23 protein-coding genes and 1 pseudogene are annotated in these 20,501 nt (G+C 35.0%); 18 read left to right on the top strand and 6 right to left on the bottom strand.

The genetic code is table 11. The features are described from left to right. The first annotated feature begins 12 nt into the window (after positions 1-12). From IPO46_09300 to IPO46_09265, 8 genes are all read left to right on the top strand, one after another. Complete coding sequence (locus tag IPO46_09300; protein ID QQS62317.1) at positions 13-414, top strand: hypothetical protein; 402 nt, start codon at positions 13-15, stop codon at positions 412-414. Between the two features lie 244 nt (positions 415-658). Next, positions 659-1,756 carry a phosphoglyceromutase gene (locus IPO46_09295; GenBank protein ID QQS62316.1) on the top strand — a complete coding sequence of 366 codons (1,098 nt, stop codon included), beginning with the start codon at positions 659-661 and terminating at the stop codon, positions 1,754-1,756. 46 nt (positions 1,757-1,802) lie between these two features. Continuing rightward, the gene (locus IPO46_09290) at positions 1,803-2,207 is read left to right on the top strand and encodes a DUF1398 domain-containing protein (GenBank protein QQS62315.1); all 405 of its coding nucleotides are present in this window, start codon (positions 1,803-1,805) and stop codon (positions 2,205-2,207) included. Continuing rightward, on the top strand, positions 2,204-2,830 hold the full coding sequence (locus IPO46_09285; GenBank protein ID QQS62314.1) for a class I SAM-dependent methyltransferase: 627 nt from the start codon (positions 2,204-2,206) through the stop codon (positions 2,828-2,830). Before IPO46_09290 ends, IPO46_09285 begins: the two co-directional genes overlap by 4 nt. Before the next feature lie 365 nt (positions 2,831-3,195). Further along, positions 3,196-3,813: a Pr6Pr family membrane protein gene (locus IPO46_09280; protein QQS62313.1), complete on the top strand. Its 618-nt coding sequence runs from the start codon at positions 3,196-3,198 to the stop codon at positions 3,811-3,813. A gap of 82 nt (positions 3,814-3,895) precedes the next feature. Further along, positions 3,896-5,524 (top strand): hypothetical protein, encoded by a 1,629-nt coding sequence (locus IPO46_09275; GenBank protein QQS62312.1) that lies wholly within the window; start codon positions 3,896-3,898, stop codon positions 5,522-5,524. A 555-nt stretch (positions 5,525-6,079) separates the two neighbouring features. Continuing rightward, complete coding sequence (locus IPO46_09270) at positions 6,080-6,490, top strand: hypothetical protein (GenBank protein ID QQS62311.1); 411 nt, start codon at positions 6,080-6,082, stop codon at positions 6,488-6,490. Between the two features lie 810 nt (positions 6,491-7,300). Beyond that, complete coding sequence (locus IPO46_09265) at positions 7,301-7,888, top strand: hypothetical protein (GenBank protein QQS62310.1); 588 nt, start codon at positions 7,301-7,303, stop codon at positions 7,886-7,888. Positions 7,889-8,005: 117 nt separating this feature from the next. Here the strand turns inward: IPO46_09265 and IPO46_09260 are convergent, their stop codons facing one another. The 3 genes from IPO46_09260 to IPO46_09250 all read right to left on the bottom strand — a co-directional run bounded on the left by IPO46_09260 (position 8,006) and on the right by IPO46_09250 (position 10,772). Then, positions 8,006-8,650, bottom strand: a complete 645-nt coding sequence (locus IPO46_09260; protein ID QQS62309.1) for a carbonic anhydrase — start codon at positions 8,648-8,650, stop codon at positions 8,006-8,008. Between the two features lie 77 nt (positions 8,651-8,727). Continuing rightward, on the bottom strand, positions 8,728-10,401 hold the full coding sequence (locus IPO46_09255; GenBank protein QQS62308.1) for a SulP family inorganic anion transporter: 1,674 nt from the start codon (positions 10,399-10,401) through the stop codon (positions 8,728-8,730). Between the two features lie 113 nt (positions 10,402-10,514). After that, positions 10,515-10,772 carry a hypothetical protein gene (locus IPO46_09250; protein QQS62307.1) on the bottom strand — a complete coding sequence of 86 codons (258 nt, stop codon included), beginning with the start codon at positions 10,770-10,772 and terminating at the stop codon, positions 10,515-10,517. 299 nt (positions 10,773-11,071) lie between these two features. On the opposite strand from IPO46_09250, the gene IPO46_09245 reads away from it, so the two are divergent. From IPO46_09245 to IPO46_09200, 10 genes and pseudogenes are all read left to right on the top strand, one after another. Next, positions 11,072-11,512, top strand: a complete 441-nt coding sequence (locus IPO46_09245) for a hypothetical protein (GenBank protein QQS62306.1) — start codon at positions 11,072-11,074, stop codon at positions 11,510-11,512. A 589-nt stretch (positions 11,513-12,101) separates the two neighbouring features. Continuing rightward, positions 12,102-12,845, top strand: a complete 744-nt coding sequence (gene bla / locus IPO46_09240; protein ID QQS62305.1) for a BlaB/IND/MUS family subclass B1 metallo-beta-lactamase — start codon at positions 12,102-12,104, stop codon at positions 12,843-12,845. Further along, positions 12,842-13,657: a class I SAM-dependent methyltransferase gene (locus IPO46_09235; protein QQS62304.1), complete on the top strand. Its 816-nt coding sequence runs from the start codon at positions 12,842-12,844 to the stop codon at positions 13,655-13,657. Before bla ends, IPO46_09235 begins: the two co-directional genes overlap by 4 nt. A gap of 67 nt (positions 13,658-13,724) precedes the next feature. Then, positions 13,725-14,270, top strand: a complete 546-nt coding sequence (locus tag IPO46_09230; GenBank protein QQS62303.1) for a DUF922 domain-containing protein — start codon at positions 13,725-13,727, stop codon at positions 14,268-14,270. A 160-nt stretch (positions 14,271-14,430) separates the two neighbouring features. Continuing rightward, complete coding sequence (locus IPO46_09225) at positions 14,431-15,231, top strand: DUF3667 domain-containing protein (GenBank protein QQS62302.1); 801 nt, start codon at positions 14,431-14,433, stop codon at positions 15,229-15,231. 205 nt (positions 15,232-15,436) lie between these two features. Continuing rightward, positions 15,437-15,799 (top strand): annotated as a pseudogene (locus IPO46_09220) (DUF1801 domain-containing protein). Positions 15,800-15,829: 30 nt separating this feature from the next. After that, entirely contained in the window at positions 15,830-16,219 is a 390-nt protein-coding gene (locus IPO46_09215) for a DUF1801 domain-containing protein (protein ID QQS64366.1), read from the top strand. Positions 16,220-16,245: 26 nt separating this feature from the next. Then, positions 16,246-16,608, top strand: a complete 363-nt coding sequence (locus tag IPO46_09210; protein ID QQS62301.1) for a DUF2200 domain-containing protein — start codon at positions 16,246-16,248, stop codon at positions 16,606-16,608. A gap of 65 nt (positions 16,609-16,673) precedes the next feature. Then, positions 16,674-17,357: a class I SAM-dependent methyltransferase gene (locus IPO46_09205; GenBank protein ID QQS62300.1), complete on the top strand. Its 684-nt coding sequence runs from the start codon at positions 16,674-16,676 to the stop codon at positions 17,355-17,357. Positions 17,358-17,381: 24 nt separating this feature from the next. Further along, positions 17,382-17,954, top strand: a complete 573-nt coding sequence (locus IPO46_09200; GenBank protein QQS62299.1) for a DUF1211 domain-containing protein — start codon at positions 17,382-17,384, stop codon at positions 17,952-17,954. Between the two features lie 14 nt (positions 17,955-17,968). Here IPO46_09200 and IPO46_09195 read toward each other — a convergent pair whose 3' ends face one another. The 3 genes from IPO46_09195 to IPO46_09185 form a co-directional block, all read right to left on the bottom strand. After that, positions 17,969-18,646: a DUF2490 domain-containing protein gene (locus IPO46_09195; protein QQS62298.1), complete on the bottom strand. Its 678-nt coding sequence runs from the start codon at positions 18,644-18,646 to the stop codon at positions 17,969-17,971. A gap of 84 nt (positions 18,647-18,730) precedes the next feature. Then, positions 18,731-19,528 carry a DUF4956 domain-containing protein gene (locus tag IPO46_09190; protein ID QQS62297.1) on the bottom strand — a complete coding sequence of 266 codons (798 nt, stop codon included), beginning with the start codon at positions 19,526-19,528 and terminating at the stop codon, positions 18,731-18,733. Positions 19,529-19,548: 20 nt separating this feature from the next. Further along, on the bottom strand, positions 19,549-20,334 hold the full coding sequence (locus IPO46_09185; GenBank protein QQS62296.1) for a polyphosphate polymerase domain-containing protein: 786 nt from the start codon (positions 20,332-20,334) through the stop codon (positions 19,549-19,551). Positions 20,335-20,501 lie beyond the last annotated feature (167 nt).

Below are 20,501 nucleotides of genomic sequence, written 5' to 3'. Positions count from 1 at the left end.
AAAAGGATAGCTATGATAAAAAACTCTTTTAATAATATAGCCAACTTGGGGTTGCTTATTCTTCTACTTTACAGTTGCACTAAAAAAGAGAACGACAGTTGCATTAGCTACATTCCTGCACCGGTTACCAAAGTTGATGGCCCCAACTCTGGAATGGTGAATCAGGAAATTCCTTTTACAGTTGATTATTTTTGTATAAATGGTTGCGGCAAATTTTGGGATATTGAAGAGGATTTAAATGAGAATACGGCCAGCATTAAAGTTATTGCTAAATATGAAGGATGCGTTTGTACGCAGGCTTTAGTACCCGGGCAGATATTGTATAATTTTAAAGCATCCCAACCCGGCACATATTATTTAAAATTTTTACAATGGGATAATAATTATTTAATGGATACCATACTTATTCAGTAATATCTTACCAAGGGAAAAATATTTACCCCTAATAATTCAGGCATTTTCAATTAAACTTATTCCCACGTAACGGTTATTGCATACTTTCCTTTAAATGACGCATAAATGCCCTGCGCTTTGTACCTTAGCTTTGAACCCTATTAGTTAATACCAGTTTTAAATAACCTTTTACAGTCTTACTGGCAAAATAAAAACAAGTAATTTTTTTCAAAAAATATTTGTACTTTAAGCAAAATATTTTAAGATGAAGAAAGCTATTCTTTGCCTGTTGGTTGCTATTTATGTAAATTTTAATACAACATTATTTGCACAAAGCAAAATTGAAAACATCATCCTTATTACAACCGATGGACTGCGCTGGCAGGAAGTATTTAACGGTATGGATACGGCCATTGCCCATAACCCCAAATTTATCCAATACGATAGTGCCTACCTTTATAAAAATTACTGGAGCAGCAATGCAAATGAAAGGCGCAAATTGCTGATGCCTTTTTTATGGAATACCATTGAAACCCAGGGGCAGGTTTATGGTAACCGGGCTTTTGATAATAAGGTAGATGTGGCAAACCCTTACTGGTTTTCATATCCCGGCTATAACGAAATATTTACGGGCTACCCGGATACCCTGGTAAACAGTAATGATTACAAGCCCAACCCAAATAAAACGGTACTTGAATTTTTAAATGAACAAAAAAATTTTAAAGGTAAAATTGCGGCATTTGGCGCCTGGGATGCATTCGACAGGATTTTGAACGAACAAAGAAGCGGCATTCCGGTATTTTCTGCTTACGATGCATTAGGTGGAAAAAACTCCACAAAAAATGAACAACTCATAAATGCCATGATGCAGGATGCTTACAAACCCTGGCATAAAGAAGAATGCCTGGATGTTTTTACACAATATGGTGCAATGGAATACCTAAAAAAAAATAAACCCAGGGTATTATATATTGCCTACGGCGAAACCGATGAATGGGCGCATGCAGGCCAATACCGTTTTTACCTTGATGCTGCGAAGCAGGTGGATGCATGGATAAAAAAAATTTGGGAGTTTGTACAAACCGATCCGCAATATAAAAACAAAACAGCCTTATTGATTACGGTAGATCATGGCCGTGGTGATAAAAAAAAGTCAGAATGGACCAGCCATAACAATGAAATTGCTGGCAGCAATGAAATATGGTTTGCTGTAATGGGCCCAGGCATAAAAGCCAAGGGCGAAATAAAAACCTCCATGCAATTGTATCAAAAACAATTTGCACAAACCATTGCCCGGTTATTGGGTTTTAGGTATAAGGCAAAGCACCCAATAGGAGAACCTATTATGCTGGAACCGGAGTGATTTTTTAAATGCAATGCTATCAAATAATTCAGCAAACAGCAATATATTGTTCACTTTAGATCAAATAAAAGCAATACACAGTAAAGTAAAATCGGGAGTAGACTTTCCTGACTTTATACAGAATTTAAAAAGCCTGGGCATAACGCAGTATGAAACATTTGTAACAGATGGACATACGGATTATTACGGATTGAATGGCTACAAAATTTCTTCCCCGGGATTGTATAAACTATTAACCGTATGTACTGCTGCAAATGCCGGACAATTTATAACCCGGCTCAAAGCGCATCAGCAGGGTAAAACCGATTTTCAAACATTTTGCATGGACAGTGCAAAATATGGCGTAGAAAAATGGATGGTTTCTATAGATAAAATGACCTGTACGTACTATGACAAAAATGCCAATGAAATTTTAAAGGAAATAATCCCAACAACAAAAACAAAACCATGAGTGTAGAAGGAGCATATAACCAATGGTCGGAACAATACGACAGCAATGAAAATAAAACAAGAGACCTTGAAGCAATAGCACTAAGGGAAATGCTGGGAAAAATTCAATTTGAAAATTGCCTTGAAATAGGCTGCGGCACCGGTAAAAATACGGAGTGGCTCAAAACCAAAGGTAAAAAAATACTGGCTGTTGATTTATCTGAAGAAATGCTGGCTGTTGCAAGAAACAAAGGGAGCAACCAAAATGTACAATTTATTAAAACCGATATAAATGCTGACTGGGATTTTACGCATGAGCAGTTCGACCTCATTGTTTGCAGCTTGGTATTAGAGCATATAGAAAACATTAACAGAATTATGAGACTTATTTCAGAGCGGCTAAAACCCGGCGGAACGCTCTACATTGGCGAGCTTCATCCTTTTAAACAATACACAGGCTCCAAAGCTAAATTTAAAAATGAAAAAGTTGAACTGGACATAAATTGTTACACCCATCATATTTCTGAATTTACAAATAGTGCAAAAAAATATTTATTGCCGCTGATTGAGGTAAATGAATTTTTTGATGGCCCCGAAGCACCAATCCCAAGGATATTAACCTTAAAATTTGTAAAAAGCAACTGATACAGGCAAGTGATTATTTCAAAAATTAATTGTTTCTCTATTTTCTTCCAATCCTGAATTTATATAAACTTTACAAAAACAGGAAAGCATTTCCCGTTATTGAAATAATTAACTTCATGTATTTAAAATGGGTTTGCAATTTTTTTGTCCTTTTTTCTTATTTTGGTAACACCATATTTTAGCAACGGTAAGCCATCATCATTGAAAAAACAATCATTGAAACTGCTATTCTTTATCTTGCAATATAATATGGGTTCATCTATAATAATGGCAAATTGAATACTACGAATGTTCAGTAATTTATTTTTACAAGTCATACAATGTATTAATCTTTTTTGCAAAAGCCAACTAATATTCAATAAACAATGAAGAAAGGATTAATGCTTTGTATTGCACTTTTTTCTTTGCTGGCAGTAGTTACACAATATTATTTAATGCTTGCAAATAGCACACATTCGGTTTTTGAAACTTCTATCCGGTTCTTTAGTTATTTTACTATTTTATCCAATACCATTGTGGCAGTATATTTTACTTATCTAACTTACGATTTTTTAATACATAAAGAAAATATTCAATTCAGTTTTGGAACATTATCTGCTATTACCGTGTACATTACCATTGTTGGGTTAGTTTATCAATTCTTATTAAGGCAAACCTGGAACCCGGCAGGAATGCAAAAAGTAGCAGATGAAACGCTCCATTCACTAAACCCGCTATTGGTAATCATTTTTTGGTTCCTCCATATTAAAACAAACAAATTACCTTACAGCCAAATCAAATACTGGCTGGTTTTTCCCCTACTTTACCTGGCATTTGTATTAATTCGTGGCCACTATTCAAACTTTTATCCTTATCCATTTTTAGATGTACCCGGTTTGGGTTTAAAGAAAGTAACCATTAACTGTTTGGGCATGGCCCTATTCTTTTACCTAATTGCAGCAATGTATATATGGTTTGCAAACAAAATAGTAAATAGAAAATAAAGTACAACGAGCCATTATTAAAGCGCTATTTCTACTGACAATAATCATGCCCGAACATTGCTACGCTTTGTAACATTGTACTATGAAAAAACTAACCGGCATAAAACTACTATTGCAATTAAAACAAGCGCCTGATCCTTCAACTTTACTAAGGGTGTTGGAGCTGTTATCCCAAATACTATTAACACGGCCGCTATTTATAAAAGAATATCATGAGCAGCTATTGTTTTTGAGCGCATTTCCTTATAGCCCAAAAATACACAGTGCAGTAAACAAAGAGTTAAAAAGGGTTGCTTTAGCTGTAAAGCAATCAAGCCCGGCCTTATATAATGTGCTTAGTGGCGATGGAATAATAAATACAGAACTAATTTGCAGCTATAGCTTTAGCCTTACAAAATGGTTAAGCCAAAAATTTACACAAGCAGTAAGCTTGCACTCCTCATTTGCAGACGCAGATACAGTAAGAAATATACTTCAACTCATCTGCCCTTTTGCAGAGTTTGAAAAAACCACACAGGATGAAATGAAACTGGGGCAAAGAATTGCCACAATATCAGCAATCAAAAACAAGCAGGCACAATTAAACTGGCTATTGAGGGCTATTGATGAAAGTAATTTGCCCTTAAACATTAAGGAAGAAATGTTCAGGCAGCTACAGGTTTTTGTACAATGGAAAATAACTAATCCTCAATACAGCCGAACATTCTTAAAGTTTAGCACCGAAAATATTTATTATCAGAAAAAATCTATAAACCAAATTAATACTAAATGGGTACTCAATAAAAAAATAAATCTCCCGGTTAAACTTACAACAGAGCAAAAAGGGCAACTTTGTGATACACTAAAAACTTCACTGGCGCTCTTAAGCCGGGAAACCGACCCGGTTACTTTTGCAGATGAGCAGGCCGTACAATTGTTTAACATGGGCCGTGGCTTTAGCATTGCATTAGTGTATTTGAAAAAAGACAGGAGGCTTTCTCTTGAAAGTTATATTGGTTATATGGCGTTTAAAAATGGTATTCCGGTTTCTTATGGCGGCGGTTGGATATTGGGCACTAGTTGTAAAATTGGGGTAAATATATATCCTGCATTTCGCAAGGGCGAATCGGCATGGATGTTTTGCCAGGTACTTCGCCTGTATCATCAAAATTTTAAAGTAAGTTACTTTTATGTAAATCCCTACCAGTTTGGCAAAGGAAACCCGGAAGGTTTAAAGAGTGGTGCCTTTTGGTTTTATTATCGTCTTGGTTTCAGGCCTGTGCAAACTGATATAAATGTACTTTCAAAAACAGAATGGAAAAAGATCAATACAGACAAAAAATACCGCACTCCTGTAAATATTCTAAAAAAATTTACTGCTGGCCCGGTTTCACTTCACCTAAATAAAAATAATACTCCGGCATTTTTTGCCCCGGAAATTAGCACTCTTATAAGCAATTATATCAATAAGCATTTTAATAGCAACCGCAAAGCAGCAATCCAAAATGGATATCAAAAACTAAAAACGCAATTTCAACTTACCGCAAAAAACGAAACCCTTTCCCTACTATACCTTTTGGCAGATAAAAATAACAGCCTTTCGTTAAAAGAGAAAAAAGATCTGGCAAACGTGTTCATGCTACAGTATAATAACAGTGAAGCTGCTTTTATTAAAAACCTTCAAAAATGCAGTGGATTTTGGAAATTGCTTAATACTCAAGGGCAAAAATAATTACCCACTTGATTAATAATAGGTTAAAAATTGTTTGATACTTCACTATAACAGTAAAAATTGCTGTACTTTTTTATGAAAAAAACATTGACAGTAACCAAAATTTTGTTCAACCCAAAGCATATTTATCATCCCTGCTTTTCTTCCAAAAAATTTACGTTTTACCCAGATGTTTATGCAATACTATTTAATGAAGTACACTTGTTTTTATAGCCGGTAACTCATATTGAAGATCTAAAAAAATACTATCTCCTTTTTGAAAAAATATTAAAAGATATTTCGCCTCACCTCTATACTGCTGTTGCCAATATATCCAATACATTTTTAGCAGAGCTGGCAATGCTTTCAGGCGGGAACAATTTGCTACTTTTTCAAGGAAACATCCCGGCAGATTATAGAATGGAGTGCAATATTATTAACTTTTTAATGCAGGCAGAATAAATATTTAAGTTAAAATATTCATACTTTTACTGAGGTATTTAAAATTACCAGGCATTTAATGCAGCAAAAAACAAGCTATTGTTGTCATCTCTTTTTTACTAAAACCCTACTATTATGAAAATAATTTTTTTACTGTCCACATTAGTTTTACTGGCTGTTTGTACATCTTGTAATAAAGAAAATGTTATTAAAAATAATGGCATTTATGGAAAATGGCAGTACAAAGAGGTATATGATGGCTATTTTAACGGCGGTAATTTTACCTGGACAAAAATTACTACAGACAATTCCCATACCCGTGAATTTAAAAACAACGGTCAGTTTATACAAAAAGAAGATAAAAACGGGGATTACCGTGTTTGTACCGGAAATTTTCAATATCAAACTGATTCGCTTTATATAAACAGCAACTGCATCAGCACAATGCAGGTAAATTTTGTTAGTGAGTTAACTGCAACCACTTTAATTATAGATCAGCCGGTGGATGAAGGAGTAATAAGGCTGAAATATGTGGCTATAAAATAACCTGCAGTATCCTTATGCTTATTCTATTTTAAAGCAGGCATTTTAAAAATAACCCACGGGGAATTTAATGAGAATATTCTTTTCAAATTTTCTTCTCTTATTTATACCCTTTTCTATTATTGAAAGCTGTAGTGTTACAAATATTACAAACGGTTGTAGTAATAAGAATAATATTTCATCCGGCAATTTAAATGATACTACACTGGCCAAATTAAAAACATTCCTTTCAATAATAAGCAATACACTAAGTGACACAATAATTATTAAATGCAATTATAACAGTAGTTATTGTTGATAGAATATTTGACCAGAACAGCAAACATACCATCTTAGCTGGAATAAAAAGAATAAATGCTGGAGCAGAAAACAATGTTAAAACAAGAAAGAATATCAGTTATTTTAACATTAGAGCACCAGGTGAAAACGTAAACAAAATTATAAAGTGAAACCACCATATTATCATTGATAGCAGCAGGTTTCTTTTTGCACTTTTATTCAACGAATGTTGCCATTGCGGTAATTCAATATTTATTATGCCGAACGGTAAATTTTATTATTTACGCTCCGATTCCCAGGCTTTGGCTTTAAGGATAACCACAAAACGAATGGAAGAAATAGTAAATAAACAATAAACGATTACTACGCCAAACTTTACACTCCTTAGCATTAGGAGTAAAAAAGCAGAGATTCAAATAAATTTATTTTTTGAGATTTTACAAATGTTGCATATTTTTAGCAATAAGGATGCTTCCACCATTTAGTAAATCTTTTTTACTCACTTTATGTACATATTTCCATAAAACATTTATTATGAAAACAAAATTTTTTATAGCAATTGTATTTCTATTTGCTTGTCATTTGTTTGCCTACAGCCAGCCACCCGAGCACCTTAATTTTAAAGGAGTGCCAATTAACGGAACCCTTGCAGAATATGTTTACAAAATGAAACTAAACGGGTTTAGGATTTTAAAATCTGAAGATGGCATAGCCATGCTAACTGGGGACTTTGCAGGCTATAAAGAATGCATTATTGCTGTTGCTACATTAAAACAAAAAGATTTAGTGTATAAAATTGCTGTAATTTTTTCTAATAGAGAAACCTGGTCAACACTTTCAGGCAATTATTTTGATTTAAAAAAGATGTTAATTGAAAAATATGGCCGGCCATCCGAAGAAACAGAAACTTTTGACTCTTTTACTCAGCCACATGATGATGGAAGAAGAATGTATGAAGTTAAGTTTGACAATTGCAAATATTCTTCAACCTGGAATATTGATAAGGGTGAAATCCAATTATCAATTGACCATGACAACATGATTAATTGTTTTGTTACATTAATATATTTTGACCGTATCAATAATGCTATTATAAAAGAAAAAGCGAAAGCTGACTTGTAATAAAATTGGGAAAAGCTGGCATTGTTTATATTTTTTTCAACAAATAATAATTCTTTCGCAGCAAATAGAAATACGCAACCAAAGGCTACGTATTTCTATTCAGGAATGGTTCTTACTTTACTCAAAATCTAATTTATACACGCTGTTGTTCCTTATATCGTCATGCGAACTAAAGGTTACATTTAAATCTTTTATTAACCCGGTATCGAGGCCGTAAACCCAGCCGTGTATGGCCAATGCCTGCCCTTTGCTCCATGCCTGCTGTACAATAGAAGTTACGGCCAAATTAAGTACCTGCTGCTTGGTATTCCATTCCACAAAGCGGTCAAATTTTTCTTTTTCATCGGTTATGGATTCAATTTCATTTTTACGAAAGCGATAACTGTCTTTTATATGCCGTATCCAGTTATCAATAATGCCTACAGGTGTATTACCCATTGCAGCTTTTACGCCACCGCAGCCATAATGGCCGCATACAATAATGTGTTTTACTTTTAACACATTTACGGAGTAATCCAATACACTCAGCATGTTCATATCGGTATGTATCACCATATTGGCAATATTCCTGTGCACAAAAACTTCACCAGGCTGTGCGCCAATAATTTCATTGGCGGGCACCCGGCTGTCAGAGCAGCCAATCCATAATAACGGCGGGCTTTGCGCATCTTTTAAGTGGTTAAAAAAATCGGGGTCGCTGGCCAGGTTGGCTTCCACCCATTTTCTGTTGTTTTCAATAATATTGTTATAAAAATCAGGCATAATTTATTAATTTATAGTTTACAAAAAAATATTGCTGGTTATCCAAAAAAACAGAGTCATTTATTTTTATTTCTGTTTTATTCAAAGCCTATTGATTTCATTTCGTCAATTACCTGGCTGGATGTTTTCATCCGGTTTCGGTGTTTCATGAGCAAAGCATGTTCAAAGGAAACCTGGCGTATATCGGTATTGGTATTTTCCAGGTTGTATTCTTCTTTAAAACCCAGGAGAGTTACATCTACATTTTTTAGTGGCGCTCTTATGGTTTTATATTCCCTTAAACTGTCTAAAATATCGTGGGCTATATAAACGGTATCGGAAGCATTGACGATTACTTTGGAATTTTCCGGTATTGCATCCAGCGTAAAGAGTATGGCCGCTTTATTTAAAAAAGATACTTCCTGCGCCAGGTGAATATGGATAATATCCCCATCTTCATATTCTTCTTTGCGGAAATAATAAGCCCTTTTCATATTTCCTCTAAGAATAGAAAAAATACTAATTACCATGCCCAGTGCCACAGCAATTAATAAATCTTTAAACACAACGGCAACTACCGTAATGATAAATGGAATAAACTGGTATTTACCCCTATGGTAAAAATGTTTAAACACTGCAGGTTTGGCCAATTTATAGCCAATAACAATAAGTATAGCGGCCAGCGAAGCCAGCGGAATTTTATTTAATAAAAAAGGGACAGAAAGTACACTTAGTAATAATAAGGCTCCATGTGTAATAGTGGATAATTTTGATTTTGCGCCTGCATTGGCATTGGCAGAAGATCGAACCGCTACTGAAGTAATGGGCAACCCACCGAGTATTGAACTCACAATATTTCCTGCGCCCTGCGCTTTAAGTTCCAGGTTGGTATCGGTAAGTCTTTTTTGAGGATCAAGCCTGTCCGATGCTTCAATACATAACAGGGTTTCCACCGAAGCCACTATGGCAATGGTAAAAGCCACGGTCCATACTTCTTTATTCATTAAGCCAGAATTAGAAAACCCATTTGAAAAATCAAAAAATGATGGCAGTATAAAAATATTTCCTAACGCTGCAAAACTGGAAACCTCAGGTAAATTAACCAGGTAATTGCCAGATACAATAGCCAGCGAACTGCCTGTGGCCTTAAACAATTCGTTTAATGCCGTTCCAGCAATTACGGCAAACAATGCTGCCGGGAACAATTTTAATTTTTTTAGAAAATTTATTTTTTCCCAAAGAATAAGTATGCCAAGCGATACAGCTGCAATTACAATAACACCCGGCTGAATTTGTGTAAATGATTTTGCTAAATCTATAAATATATCAAAGCCGCTGCCCACTTCAATATCCGAGCCTAACGCTTTGGGTATTTGCTTTAAGAAAATAATAATGCCAATGCCGGCAAGCATACCCTCAATAACATTATTGGGAAAATAATTGGAGATTGCACCAGCCTTTAAAAAGCCCAGCACAAGCTGCAATAAACCTGCAAGGAACACCGCAGTTAAAAAAACTTCAAAAGAACCCAGCGAGGCAATTGCTGCAAGCACAATAGCCGACAAGCCCGCAGCCGGGCCGGAAACACTAATAGGTGAATTAGAAATACTGCCTACAACCAAGCCACCAATTATACCCGAAATAATTCCCGAAAATAATGGCGCACCCGAAGCCATAGCAATACCCAGGCATAAAGGAAGCGCAATTAAAAACACCACTAAACCAGAAGAAAAATCAAACTTCAGGTGGGCAAAAATTTTATTTTTTGTCATAAAGATTAAAAAAGTTGTAAAAAAATTTTGCACTGCATGTATCGTTAATACATAGCAAGTAAGGATTGAAAGAAATCAATCCAAATGCAGCACAGCAATAAAAACTGTGTAGCCTACACTAGATGCTGGTTGGGTGGCGGCAGGAAGATTTCGAGACTGGAATTTTTATACCAGAACAAAAAATTGGCAGTTATAAATCCTATCTCCTGGTTATAAAACTCGATATTATAGAAGGAAGAGGCAAACTCGCCATTTTGCTCGGCACCGCTTTTATGCTTCTCTTCTTTTTCTTCGGCAAAGTTGAAAACACTGGACATATCCACATCTTTGCACACATTACTTAATATAGAAGGTAATGTTACAAACGACATAAATATAAGCATCAAGGCAAAAGCGTTTAACTTCATTGCGGCAAAAATAATGGGTTCAAAACAAAAATGTAATATTTAAGTGAATATTTTATTTTTTTTGTGATATAAAACGCAGCCTGTGCAGCAAAAAGCGATACAATATGCATGGAATCACTTAATAAGAGCCATGAAAAAAATTTGAAAAAAATGTGGTGTGTAGGAAATTTTGTGGACATTTGCAGTTTACCGAATCTCAAATTTGTACCGTGGGTATTAGCCATCTTTCCGGCAAAGTATATATCGTAATTAAATAAAATTTTATGAAACAAATATTTATTTTTATTTCTGTAATAGCCTTGTTTCAACTTTCCTGTACAAAACACGACAATTGCGGCCCTGCTCCCACTTCTTTTGAGGGTAAATGGAGAATGATAAAGGTAACCGATAACATCTCCGGTTTTGCTTTTATTAAACCGGATTCAATACCCGGCGATGTTGCTATAATATTTACTGCTTCAAGCGCTACCGAAGGCACATTTATTGGCAACACTCCTACCAACGATATTTGGGTAACTACTTATTTTATTGGACAAAACCAGGAATTATCAATTCCGGCTCTAAACATTACAAAAGTTATGGAAACAGCCTGGGGAAAAGAATTTGTAGATAATATATGTAGTGCACAGGGTTATTACTTTGAAAACTGCGAAAAACTCAATATCAGGACCACAAAAAACACACTTTGTTTTCAGAAACAGTAAACGAGTACATTATTTTTGGCAGAAATAATCTCCCAGCCTTTTTACCATTCTTAAATGTTGCCTGCAAAATATCCTGCTTCCTAAAGCTACGAGCCCCTAAATACAGCTGTCCTTTAAAAAACGAAAACTACTCATGTAGAAAAGAGCCTATATTTTTTTTATAACTATTGCACTCTTCTTAAACATACTTTATTCCTGTAAAAAAGCAGATAAGCCGGTTACGGATTGTTTTCCAAACGCAACTACGTACTGGCAAATAAACAATAAGCCGGCAACAATAAAACAACTTCCCGGCGGTGCCTTTTATATAGTAGAACAAAGTGCTATTGACACTAAGATAAACCCTTGCAATTTGCCGGTGGAATTTCAGGTACCTACCTGAACGTAATGCTAAGTGGCAATGTGAAAACAACCCTTCAAACAGGGCCCGGCCCTGTTGTACTACTAATTTTGTAATTACAAAACTTACCCGGTAAATCCATATTTTAAATAGCAACCCATTGCATTTTATATACTTTGATGCAAAACGAAGCATCCAATAAATAATTTTCTTAAAAAGCATACTTTTACCAATCAAACCATATCTGAATTGCGTATAATTTTTCTCATCACCTGTTTTTTTCTCCCTTTTATAAAAATAATTGGGCAACCAACTGCACAAAAGCTTAAAATTTCGCCACTTACCGGTGATTTTTATATTTACACAACCTACAATATTTACGAAGGCAACCCTGTGCCGGCTAATGGCATGTACCTCGTTACTAATAATGGTATTGTACTGTTTGACTCACCCTGGGATACCACGCAGTTTCAACCACTTTTAGACAGCATTCAATATAAACACAAACAGCCTGTAACCCTGTGTATTGCTACCCATTGGCATAGCGATAAAACTGCAGGGCTGGAATACTACCGGCAACTGGGTATTAAAACTTACACTACAGAACTTACCGACGAATGGAGCAAAAAGAACGGAAAGCCAAGGGCAGAATTTTTAATGACAAAAGATACCGTTTTCAATGTTGGGAATTATACTTTTGAAACATATTATCCCGGCCAGGCACATACGGCAGATAATATTGTACTATGGTTTGCCCGGGAAAAAATTTTGTACGGCGGTTGTTTAATAAAAGGCGCCGATGCCGAAAATTTGGGATTTTTGGGAGATGCAAATAAGGCCGAATATGAATCTACATTAAAAAGAGTAAAGAAAAAGTACCGAAACCCTAATTATATAATAATTTCTCATAGTGATTGGAACAATATTAACTCTTTAAACCATTCTATAAAAATGGCAAAAAAACTCAAAAGAAAAATAGAAAGCAAACAATGAGCAATAACCCCAATTATATTGAGATCAACAAAAAATCCTGGAATAAAAAGACTGCTGTACATTTAAAATCGGAGTTTTACGACCAGGAAAACTTTTTAAATGGCCAAACTTCATTAAATGATATTGAACTAAACTTACTGGGCAATATTGAGGGCAAATCAATACTTCATTTACAATGCCATTTTGGGCAGGACAGTATTTCCCTCAGCAGGCTTGGCGCCAAGGTTACCGGCGTAGATTTATCGGACAAAGCCATAGAAGCCGCCCGGCAAATTGCAAAAGAAACTAATGAAAACACAAATTTTATTTGCTGCAATATTTATGATTTACCCAAGTTTTTAAACCAGCAATTTGATATTGTATTTACAAGCTATGGCACTATTGGCTGGCTGCCCCATTTAGGCAAATGGGCAAATATTATATCGCAATACCTAAAACCGGGCGGACAATTTGTTTTTGTAGAATTTCATCCGATAGTTTGGATGTTTGACGATAATTTTGAAAAAATTGATTACCGTTATTTTAATTCAGGCGCCATTACAGAAACAGAAAGCGGCACTTATGCCGATAAAAATGCCAATATAAAACTGGAATATGTAAACTGGAACCACGGCACAAGTGAAGTACTGAATAGCTTAATCAACAACGGCCTTGAAATAAATGCGTTTGATGAATATGATTATTCGCCCTACAACTGCTTCAATAAAACCATAGAATTTGAGCCTAAAAAATTCCGGATTGAACATTTAGGAAATAAAATACCAATGGTTTTTTCTATACTGGCAACAAAGAAAAAAATTACCAGCTTATAATCCTATAGATTTTTTACTAATATTGCATCGGTTATCACAAGTTTGCACATTTACTAAATTCAATAATTTGAAAAGCAGCAAAATATTAATTCAGTTTTTTACTCTTTTAATCAGCCTGAATTTATTTAGCCAAAAGATTATAGTAAACGGGCAAGAATCAAATGGAAAATTAACCTGGGACGATTTTACCGGTAAAGCAGACAAAAGCACACCCTTTAAAGCTTTTACTTCTTTCAGGTACAAAACAAAAATTGAAGGCATTTCATTTGTAGGTGACACTGCAATTATTAATGGGTATGAAGTGATATTGGAACTAGATCCTAAAAAAAGCTGGGCGATAAAAGATGAGGTTAGTGATGAACTATTGGTACATGAACAAGGGCATTTTAATATTGGGATATTGTGTATAAGGGAAATTATGGAAAAATTTAAACAAACAAAATTCACTAAATCTAACTTTTCGCAATTACTAAGTAACCTATTTAAAAGCACCACAAATAAATACAGTGAACTTACTTTAAATTACGACAAAGAAACCGATCATTCAAAAAACAAAGTGCAGCAAGCCAAGTGGAACAAATTTTTTACCGAAGAGCTAAAAGGAACAAATTAAGTTTACCCTTTATGATTATGGGTGGCATGAAGCACAATTATAAAATATATTGCGGAATCAAATTATTCAAAAATTCAAAGTACAGCCATCTAAATGTTGCAACATTTTTTCATTACTTTTAATTAGGTAAAATACAATCCAATAACCTGAAATAAAAACTATGGCCGAAAACTGTAAAAACTGTAACGAACCAATTGCCGGAAATTTTTGTAGCCACTGTGGCCAAAAAAAATACAAAAGAATTGACAAAAAATATATTTGGGATGAAATACAATACAGCGTACTGCATACCAATAAAGGCCTTTTTTATTCCATAAAAAGTATCCTCAAAAACCCTGGTAAAACGGCAAGGGAATTTGTAGAAGGCAACAGGGTAAACCATTACAAACCCATTTTACTTGCTTTTGTATTAAGTGGTATTGCCACTTTTATAACGTACAAAGTTTTGGGTTTTACAGAAATAATGGCCGCATTTTACAAAGAAAGAAACATAGGCGCAAAGGCTACAGCCGATATTTTGGCATTTTTTTCAAGCTATACTACTTTAATCATGCTCTCCCTCATTCCTTTTTTTGCGCTCACTACCAAAATTGCATTTAAAAAATGGGGCCATAATTATTATGAGCATATTGTAATGAACGCTTACATTTTGTCGTACTACACACTCATCAGTATAATTATTATTTACCCGGCAATGTATATTTTCAGGCATAGCGCTCCGGCAATAATGCTGGCAATTGCCCAATATTCAATTTTACTGGTTCCTGTTATTTTGGGCTTGTTTTTTAAAGAATTTTATAAAGATAAGCCTGTAAAAGCCGTATATTTAAAGGTGTTAGTTATTCTTGGCCTTGTACTATTAGCTTATATTTTGTTATTGGTATTAGTAGCGATAGCTGTGGTGATATACAGCATGCAATATGGCCCGGAAGCAATAAATAATATTCCTAAGCCAAAGTAACCATTGGATTTGTTACTAATTATTGTTTTTAGGTTGCAGTTCAATTATTTACTTTTTTGTGCATCACTGGTTATTTACAACGTATAAATATAAACTACCCCAAGCTATAACTAAATTATGCCCAAAGGAAAACATGTTCTATTTAAATTTAAGTGTACTTTTATTAAGAGCCAATAAGTACCCAGAGAATTTATAACAAGTTTATATGAACAAATCTGCTTTAAAATGGAGAGATATTGATGCCTACCATGCACAATTTTCCAAAAATATTCAGGCCATATTGCAGCTACTCCGCAAAGCAATAATGCAAGCAGCGCCAGGGGCAACAGAAACCATCAGCTATGGCATGCCTGCGTTTAAGCAAAATAAAATGCTGGTATATTATGCGGTTTGCAAAGAACATATTGGGTTTTACCCTACGCCAAACCCCATCCTTATTTTTAAAAAAGATTTAGAACAATACAAAACCTCCAAAGGCGCTATTCAGTTTCCACTGGCACGGCCTTTACCCTTTTTGCTCATTAAAAAAATTGTGAAATACCGTGTTAATGAAGATGCAGCAAAGGATAAATCAAATTTTGTTAAAAAACCTGCTGTCATTGGTAAAGCAATTTTGGCTTATAACAACAAACAGGCAACCGGCAAAGCCATCTGTAAGCTTTTGGCTATGGAAATTTCAAAAAAATTGCCTGGCGCCGAAAACAAAATATGGCATGGCCACCCGGTGTGGTTTCTGGAGGGCAACCCTATTGCAGGCTACAGTAATCAAAAAGTCGGCATAAGGCTGATGTTTTGGAGCGGCGCTGGCTTTAACGAAGAAAAATTAAATGTGAGAGGAGAAAAATTTAAAGATGCCTCGCTATTTTACCCATCCATTGATGCAGTAAATAAATCAGACCTTAAACGCTGGCTCGGTAAAGCAAAAACCATACAATGGGATTATAAAAATATAATTAAAAGAAAAGGAAAATTAATTCGCCTGAAATAATGCTCAATATCTATAAACATAAAACCATGAGTGCCGCATTAAACCATGATGTACGTATTGCCCAAATGATTTTTGCAACGGTATATCCGTTTTATATTTCCAAAATAGAAAGCAAGGGCAGAACCCTTAAAGAATTGGAGCAGGTAATTGAATGGCTCACCGGTTTTACTAAAAAGAAGCTGGAGCATCTCATAAAAGAGAAAGTAACCTTTGAAACCTTCTTTGCACATGCAACCTTAAACCCCAATGCACATTTAATTACCGGCCTTATTTGCGGCTACCGCATAGAAGAAATAAAAAACCCCTTAACCCAAAAAGCCCGATACCTGGATAAGCTGGTGGATGAACTGGCAAAAGGAAGAAAAATGGAGAAAATTTTAAGGAGCTGAAAAAATGCCATTTTCTATCAAACTTTATTATCCCTACCTTAAAGCACAAAATCTCAGCAATTAATATGTTGAACTTCTTAAAAAAACAAATCAATTTAAAATTTCGCTTTTTACATAAATATTTTGCTAATACAGCCTTTAACCTTCTTGATGTAGGTGCAGGCAATAATTCTGCATCCCGTACAAAAGCCCTGTTCCCCAATTGCAAATATTATGGGCTTGACATAAGCAAAAGTTATTCCAATAGCGAAACAGATTTTAATAAAATGGAAAAGTTTTATGAACTTGACCTTACCTTATTGGACTATTCAGCCATACCCAATAATTTTTTTGATGCCATTATGATGGCGCATGTAATTGAGCATTTACACAATGGAGAAGAGGTATTGCCGCTTTTGGTAAAAAAATTAAAACCTGGCGGGTATTTTTATATTGAATATCCCGGAAAAAAAAGTACCACATTGCCTTCTATGTACGGTACCCTTAATTTTAAAGACGACCCAACCCATGTAAGGCTATACTCCGTTAATGAACTGAAAAAGGTTTTTGAAAAAAACAATTGTACCGTATTGGCCTGTGGTATCCGGAGGAATTATTATTATATTTTGGCTATGCCGTTTAGAGTAATATATTCATTCATTAAAACAGGAAAAGTTACCGGTAATATTTTTTGGGATATACTGGGCTTTGCTGAATATTTAAAAGTAAAAAGAAATATGCAGGAACAAACGAATGAACCAGGCATATAATTAAAGAAACAAAAATATACCATTTTGAAATCAAACAGGCTGGAAGCATTTAGTGATGGCGTATTGGCCATTATTATTACCATAATGGTTTTGGGCATGAAGGTTCCAAAAGGAGCAAATTTTGCCTCACTAAAGGAAGTGCTCCCTTCTTTTATTTCTTATTTGCTCAGCTATGCATATGTGGGTATTTACTGGAACAACCATCATCATTTATTTCAGGCAATTGAAAAAGTAAATGGAAAAATTCTATGGGCAAATTTACTCTTGTTGTTTTGCCTTTCTCTTTTGCCGTTTACCACCGAATGGATGGGCACAAATCCTGGCGAAAAAACTCCGGTATTTTTATACGGCATAAACCTCTTGCTCTGTGCCATTACCTATACTATACTGGAAAAAATTGCCATAAAGCATGAAGGAAAAGATTCAATTATTGGCAAAGCTTTGGAAAATAAAACCAAAGAATATGCTTCTACTGCCCTTTATATTTTTGCAATTGTCTTTTCACTTTATTCGCCCTTATTGGGTTTTATTGGCTATTCCATAGTTGCCTTAATTTGGATAATCCCCGACAGGAGAATTGAAAAGCAATTGAATTAAAAAAAATCTGCCAGCTAATTTATTTTTTTACCATAACCCAGGCTGTACGTGTAACTTAGGTTTGGCCTGGCTACCATTTTGCCATTCTTTTTATTGATTACTTCAAACCGAAAGCCTATTTTATTGCGACCATTTAATTTATAATCGCTACCCAGGGCGCTTTTTTGCCGGTAAAAGCCCATATTTCCTTCTTCTATTTCCAAATAATTTTCGGTAAATACATAAAGCTCCAAATTACTTGTTGCATCATAACTTAGGGTAAGCCTGTTACGCAAAAAATACTCAATAGGATTTTTTACCAGGTGCTCTTTTTTAAGGGAAACAAACTCCTGCTGCATCATAGGCCGGTAAGCAACCTTCCACCTGGGCGAAAGCTTAAAGTCAAATGCGATGGAATAGCGGATATCATGATAATGCTTCCTGGAATTAAATCCATATCGGTAATCAATGCCTGCTTTTAACCAGCTGTTAATTTTAAAGCCTGCATCTACACTCATCACCGACTTATTATATTGCTTAAAATTATTTTCCAAATAATGGTAATAGGTACCGGTTACAGACCATTGTTTGTTAAACTTATACTTTAAAGCAATATTGGGCCTGGCTTCCCATTCGTCAAACAACTGGGCCTTGCTTTTTATAATAAACAATACGGATAACAAAAAAAGAAAAAATATTTTTAAATACTTCATGATAATAGTTTTTATCTGCTCAAATATGCTTTACCTATAAAAGCAAAGCATATTTGGGCAAGTGGTTATTTATTTTTAAAGTAGTTATACAAGGGCAATTCCGGAGAGTACTGCGCTTCCATCTGCATTTGCGTATTTGTAGGTTTTTTCAACTGTTGCTTCAGTCATTTCTGAATTTTTCAATTGCTCGTTAAGTAAGGTAACCGAGTTGCAGGAATGCGCTTTTAGCATCGCTATATCCTGCATCAGGTCTATACTTACAACCTCTATTTTTTGAATATTCAATCCTGTACGATTACGCAGGTCTGCAATCATCACTTCCCTCATTTCGGGCTTAATCAAGTCAATACGTTCATAAATAATGTCCTGTATAAGCATATTATTATTATTATTTAAAGCGCTTGCGGTGCGATCCATCAACAGGGGCAGAATTAAAATAAATACATTAGCAAGTATCAATACCATATAGTTATCCTGTGTTGTTGCCAGCGAATTAATTAAGCCCATGGCAATGCAAATAAACAGGTAACCCATTTCTTTTACCGGCACCGTTACGGTTCGGTAACGCATAATGGAGAAAATGGCAAACAGGCCAAAAGCAAAGCCAATACCCAGGTTTGCGCCGCTCAGTAAAAAGCAAATGAGAAAATTTACACAGTTAAACAATATAAGAGTAAACATAAAGTCCCGGTTTTTATGCTTTGCAAAATAAACAAGGCGCACCATGATGAATATTGCAACCAGGTTAATTAAAAAGCGTATGCCCATTTCTCCGAGGTTAAAATCTTTAACTACTTTTTCCACAAGGTTGGTATCCTGGGCAAATGCAGGCGCAATACTAATAAAAAGGAAAGCAGGTAGCAGAAATAATAATTTTTTCATGATTGTTGTATTTTAAAATATTAAGAAAATTGTAATTGCTGTGCTTTAATTTTATTGATTTTATGTAACAATGGCTTAAAGGCATTGTGCTTTATCTCTGGCCTGGTAAGTATTAAGCCCAGCACATACTTACTAATGCTGGAGGGCGGTATCCTCATAGTTCTAAGCGCTGCAATGATGCCATTTAATACCGAAGTTTTCGATTGCTTTACTTCAATAATGGCAATATCATTTACGCAAATTTCTTCATGAAGCGATGCAGGGTTTGTGAATGTAAGGTTCACATCTATGGTGCACCTTTCCGTTTTATCTTTATTTACCAGCGTAATACGGTTATACGTATTGATTAAAGTTGTATCCAGCCGTCCTGTAAGTTGCCTGGGATAAAATTCCCTTATTTTATTGCTTTGCGCATCCGATAATTGTGTACTGGATGCATGGAGCACTTCCCTGTATTTATTGGTTCGCAGTTTTGTTTTTACTTTTACTTCAAAAAAATGCAGGTTGCTTTCTAAATACGACCTGGTCCTTACTTTAATCCTGTTGGAAAGGCGGTTGTGGTGGTCGTGAAAAAAAGCATACGCATCATTATCGTAATATGTGGTTAAATAACTAAAGGCCCTGCAGCCGTTTATTTCCAATACAGAGTATTGATTGTTCTTAAGCAACTGAATAATTTGCGACAAGCTTGTAACAGGAATAATATATTTCCGGTCTACCCGGTTTAAAAGTTTTACAGTATCCAACCCCGTTAGTGAAATTGGGCTTAAGTTGCTTAAATGTTTTTGAACGGTTTCTTTTTGCATCGTTTTTATTTAAAATGACCGATTAAAATAATTCAGGATAAAATTGCATCTCTTTGTTTAAACTGTCCAAAAACAAAAACCCCTACGCTAATACTAAATATTTTTTTATCTGAGCATGTAATTACCTTTTTGCTAAATTGAAAACTTAACCAGTTTTAAGTAATACT

The sequence above is a fragment of the Chitinophagaceae bacterium genome (assembly GCA_016699815.1).
Lineage (GTDB): Bacteria > Bacteroidota > Bacteroidia > Chitinophagales > Chitinophagaceae > Ferruginibacter.
Note: the sequence above shows the minus strand (reverse complement) of the source record. Positions and strands in the feature narration are given on the sequence as shown.

Coding starts and splice junctions, on each gene's coding strand:
- IPO46_09300 (QQS62317.1), top strand. CDS start 13: ATGATAAAAAACTCTTTTAATAATATAGCCAACTTGGGGTTGCTTATT.
- IPO46_09295 (QQS62316.1), top strand. CDS start 659: ATGAAGAAAGCTATTCTTTGCCTGTTGGTTGCTATTTATGTAAATTTT.
- IPO46_09285 (QQS62314.1), top strand. CDS start 2,204: ATGAGTGTAGAAGGAGCATATAACCAATGGTCGGAACAATACGACAGC.
- IPO46_09280 (QQS62313.1), top strand. CDS start 3,196: ATGAAGAAAGGATTAATGCTTTGTATTGCACTTTTTTCTTTGCTGGCA.
- IPO46_09275 (QQS62312.1), top strand. CDS start 3,896: ATGAAAAAACTAACCGGCATAAAACTACTATTGCAATTAAAACAAGCG.
- IPO46_09270 (QQS62311.1), top strand. CDS start 6,080: ATGAAAATAATTTTTTTACTGTCCACATTAGTTTTACTGGCTGTTTGT.
- IPO46_09265 (QQS62310.1), top strand. CDS start 7,301: ATGAAAACAAAATTTTTTATAGCAATTGTATTTCTATTTGCTTGTCAT.
- IPO46_09260 (QQS62309.1), bottom strand. CDS start 8,650: ATGCCTGATTTTTATAACAATATTATTGAAAACAACAGAAAATGGGTG.
- IPO46_09255 (QQS62308.1), bottom strand. CDS start 10,401: ATGACAAAAAATAAAATTTTTGCCCACCTGAAGTTTGATTTTTCTTCT.
- IPO46_09250 (QQS62307.1), bottom strand. CDS start 10,772: ATGTCGTTTGTAACATTACCTTCTATATTAAGTAATGTGTGCAAAGAT.
- IPO46_09245 (QQS62306.1), top strand. CDS start 11,072: ATGAAACAAATATTTATTTTTATTTCTGTAATAGCCTTGTTTCAACTT.
- IPO46_09235 (QQS62304.1), top strand. CDS start 12,842: ATGAGCAATAACCCCAATTATATTGAGATCAACAAAAAATCCTGGAAT.
- IPO46_09225 (QQS62302.1), top strand. CDS start 14,431: ATGGCCGAAAACTGTAAAAACTGTAACGAACCAATTGCCGGAAATTTT.
- IPO46_09210 (QQS62301.1), top strand. CDS start 16,246: ATGAGTGCCGCATTAAACCATGATGTACGTATTGCCCAAATGATTTTT.
- IPO46_09205 (QQS62300.1), top strand. CDS start 16,674: ATGTTGAACTTCTTAAAAAAACAAATCAATTTAAAATTTCGCTTTTTA.
- IPO46_09195 (QQS62298.1), bottom strand. CDS start 18,646: ATGAAGTATTTAAAAATATTTTTTCTTTTTTTGTTATCCGTATTGTTT.
- IPO46_09190 (QQS62297.1), bottom strand. CDS start 19,528: ATGAAAAAATTATTATTTCTGCTACCTGCTTTCCTTTTTATTAGTATT.
- IPO46_09185 (QQS62296.1), bottom strand. CDS start 20,334: ATGCAAAAAGAAACCGTTCAAAAACATTTAAGCAACTTAAGCCCAATT.